Here is a 3,037-nt window from a genome sequence, read left to right on the forward strand (position 1 = left end):
CTTAATATGAGTGTAATTTAATAATCATCAAAAGCATCTAAATGATGATGCCTAACCCTATGAAGCACGCCAATTTTCAATAAAAAGTAAAAAGTGATTCAAATAAACGCCCTCTTATCAATGAAAAAATATCCCGTATTATGAATCCATATTCGAGGTACGCATGGTTGTCGATGCTAAGCGCATCCTCATTTGTCACAAAAATAAAAAGGATACAAACGTGTCTCATCAAATCATTACTGATCTAAACAGCCGCTACACTGCTAAAAAATACGACGAAACCAAACGCGTTTCTCAAGAAGATATAGCAATCATCAAAGAAGCACTCCGTCTTTCAGCGTCTTCGATTAACTCGCAACCGTGGAAATTCATCGTGATTGAAAGTGATGAGGCCAAGCAACGTTTCCACGATACGTTTGCAAATATGCACCAGTTTAACCAGCCACACGCTAAAGCCGCGTCACATACGATTCTTTTTGCGTACGATCCAAACTTCACCAAAGAGAAGTTCGCGAAACGTGTGGATGCCGAAGTAACGTCTGGCCACCTACCGGCGGAAATGTACAACAACTTTATGGGTGCTTACGCTTTTGCAGATGCAAATACGGACGAAAATGGCTTCAACGGAAACTGGACAAAAGCACAAGTCTATTTGGCACTAGGCAACCTACTACACACATTGGCACGACTAGGCATTGATTCAACGCCGATGGAAGGTGTAGACCCAACACTGATTGGAGAAGTATTCAAAGAAGAATTAGAAGGCCATGTCTGTGAAGTTGCACTGGCGATTGGCTATCACAAAGACGGGGAAGATTATAATCATGGTCTACCAAAAGCTCGCCTTGCGATGGATGATGTAATTACGACTCTATAGTCGACCGTTTCCTTAGCTTAACTACTTAACTCATTGTTTAAACCAAAAAGAGCCGCACTAATGTGCGGCTCTTTTTTAGCTTGGCTTCAACTCTACTCTAACTTTATGCCACTTGCTCAGACTTAAAGTTACCAAGCAATGCATCGTAAAGCTCGTTGTCGCTTAACACACCAACTAACTGGTTGTCCTCCACCATAAGCAGAGGCTGATTGCTGCGCTGCTTAAGCTCAATCGCTTCTCGCATACTGATTTCCGGGCTAACCTGAACCAGAGAATTTTCGTTTACCTCATCAAGGTTCGAAGAATCGCTCTTCCATTGAACCAACGACTTATCTGTATCCGCTAAGCTTAAGCCTTTGCTCTCTTGGGTCACCCAAATATCTTTGTCAGGGCAAATCAGAACACGCTCATCTTCACGAACTAAGTCGTCACGCATCAAAGAGCGTCCCTTAAGTACGTTCAATGGATTAGTGTGGGCTACAAAGTCAGCCACATAATCGTTTTCTGGAGCAAGAATGATCTGTTCTGGCTTGCCGTGTTGAATCAACTTTCCTGATTCCATAATGGCGATGTTGTTACCGATTTTAAGCGCTTCATCCAAGTCGTGGCTCACAAAAAGAATGGTTTTGTTTAGCTTTTCTTGAAGCAGAATCAATTCATCTTGAAGCTGAGCACGAATCAATGGGTCAAGCGCTGAAAACGGCTCATCCATTAACAAGATATCTGTGTCCATCGCGAACGCTCGCGCTAGGCCAACACGCTGCTGCATACCACCAGAGAGCTCGTGCGGGAATTTCGTTTCCCACTCAGACAAACCGACCATTTCGAGCTGTTCACGCGCTTTTTTACGGCGCTCTGCTTTGCCAATGCCTTGCATTTCTAGACCAAACGCAACGTTATCTAATACCGTTAACCATGGCATCAATGCAAACTTCTGAAACACCATGGATACGCGGTGAGTACGAAGGTGGCGCAACTTCTGTTCGTCACAGTTAGAGAGCTCAACCATGTCGTCGCCGTCTTTAATTTTCAGAGAGCCACGAGAAATTTCGTTCAACCCATTAACTGTTCGCAGCAAACTTGATTTACCCGAACCTGAAAGCCCCATCAAAACACAGATCTCACCCTGTTTCACGTTCAGCGAAACATTATCAACCCCAACCACTTGGCCAGTTTCGTCGATGATTTCTTGTCGAGACTTGCCTTGGTCTAGTAGTGCTAACGCTTGTGACTGATGCAGACCAAAAACCACATCAAGATTTTGAATAGTAATAGCGTCCATGATTAAGCCTCCTTCTGGTTTGGTGCTTTACACAAGCGGTCAAGAATGATGGCGACGAGTACAATCGCTAAACCCGCTTCAAAACCTTGCGAGATGTTTACGGTATTCAGTGCGCGTACGACTGGCTTACCAAGTCCATCAGCACCAACAAGCGCCGCAATGACCACCATAGACAGAGACAACATAATACATTGCGTAACACCGGCCATAATACTTGGTAATGCCGCAGGTAATTCCACCTTAAACAGCAACTTCATGCGGCTTGCACCAAATGCTTTGCCCGCTTCAAGTAGCTCCTCCGGCACTTTAATAATACCGAGGTACGTCAATCGAATTGGCGCAGCGATAGCGAAAATGATGGTCGAGATTAGGCCAGGGACAATACCTAAGCCAAACAGAACCAAGGTTGGAATTAGGTAAACGAATGTCGGCACGGTCTGCATCAAATCGAGGATTGGTCGCAACAAGGTGTATAACCAAGGACGGTGTGCCGCCATAATGCCCAACGGCACGCCAATTAATACGGAAATCGTTGTCGCTGCAAACACAAGGACAAAGGTTTCCAGCATTTCTTGCCAGTAACCAAGGTTGAGAATTGCGAGCAAGGCCAACACGATGAATACAACAAGCGGAATGCTGCGGTGTAAGAACCAAGCAATTGCCGCCGTCATAATGATTGGCGCTGCAGGTGGCATCCATTTAAAAATATCCACCACGAAAAGAATGATCGTTTCAAGTGTAATAGAGATTGCATCGAAGAAACCCGACGCATTGATGGTTAACCAATCGACGCCAGTTTCCATCCATTGGCCCAACGGTAGTTTGTTGTCCGTAATAAAATTCAAAATAAAACCTTTGTGTTAATGAAGCGGGCATGA

Annotated in this window: 3 protein-coding genes; 1 reads left to right on the plus strand and 2 read right to left on the minus strand. The window is 44.6% G+C overall.

The features are described from left to right. The first annotated feature begins 220 nt into the window (after positions 1-220). On the plus strand, positions 221-877 hold the full coding sequence (locus CAG69_RS13385) for a nitroreductase family protein (RefSeq protein WP_161444626.1): 657 nt from the start codon (positions 221-223) through the stop codon (positions 875-877). A 103-nt stretch (positions 878-980) separates the two neighbouring features. Here the strand turns inward: CAG69_RS13385 and choV are convergent, their stop codons facing one another. Together choV and choW are read right to left on the minus strand one after the other, a co-directional pair. After that, positions 981-2,159, minus strand: coding sequence for a choline ABC transporter ATP-binding protein (gene choV, locus CAG69_RS13390; protein WP_161444628.1), 1,179 nt, complete (start codon positions 2,157-2,159; stop codon positions 981-983). A 2-nt stretch (positions 2,160-2,161) separates the two neighbouring features. After that, positions 2,162-3,004 carry a choline ABC transporter permease subunit gene (choW, locus tag CAG69_RS13395; RefSeq protein ID WP_005392552.1) on the minus strand — a complete coding sequence of 281 codons (843 nt, stop codon included), beginning with the start codon at positions 3,002-3,004 and terminating at the stop codon, positions 2,162-2,164. Positions 3,005-3,037 lie beyond the last annotated feature (33 nt).

The sequence above is a fragment of the Vibrio sp. V43_P6S15P86 genome (assembly GCF_009904725.1).
GTDB lineage: Bacteria > Pseudomonadota > Gammaproteobacteria > Enterobacterales > Vibrionaceae > Vibrio > Vibrio diabolicus.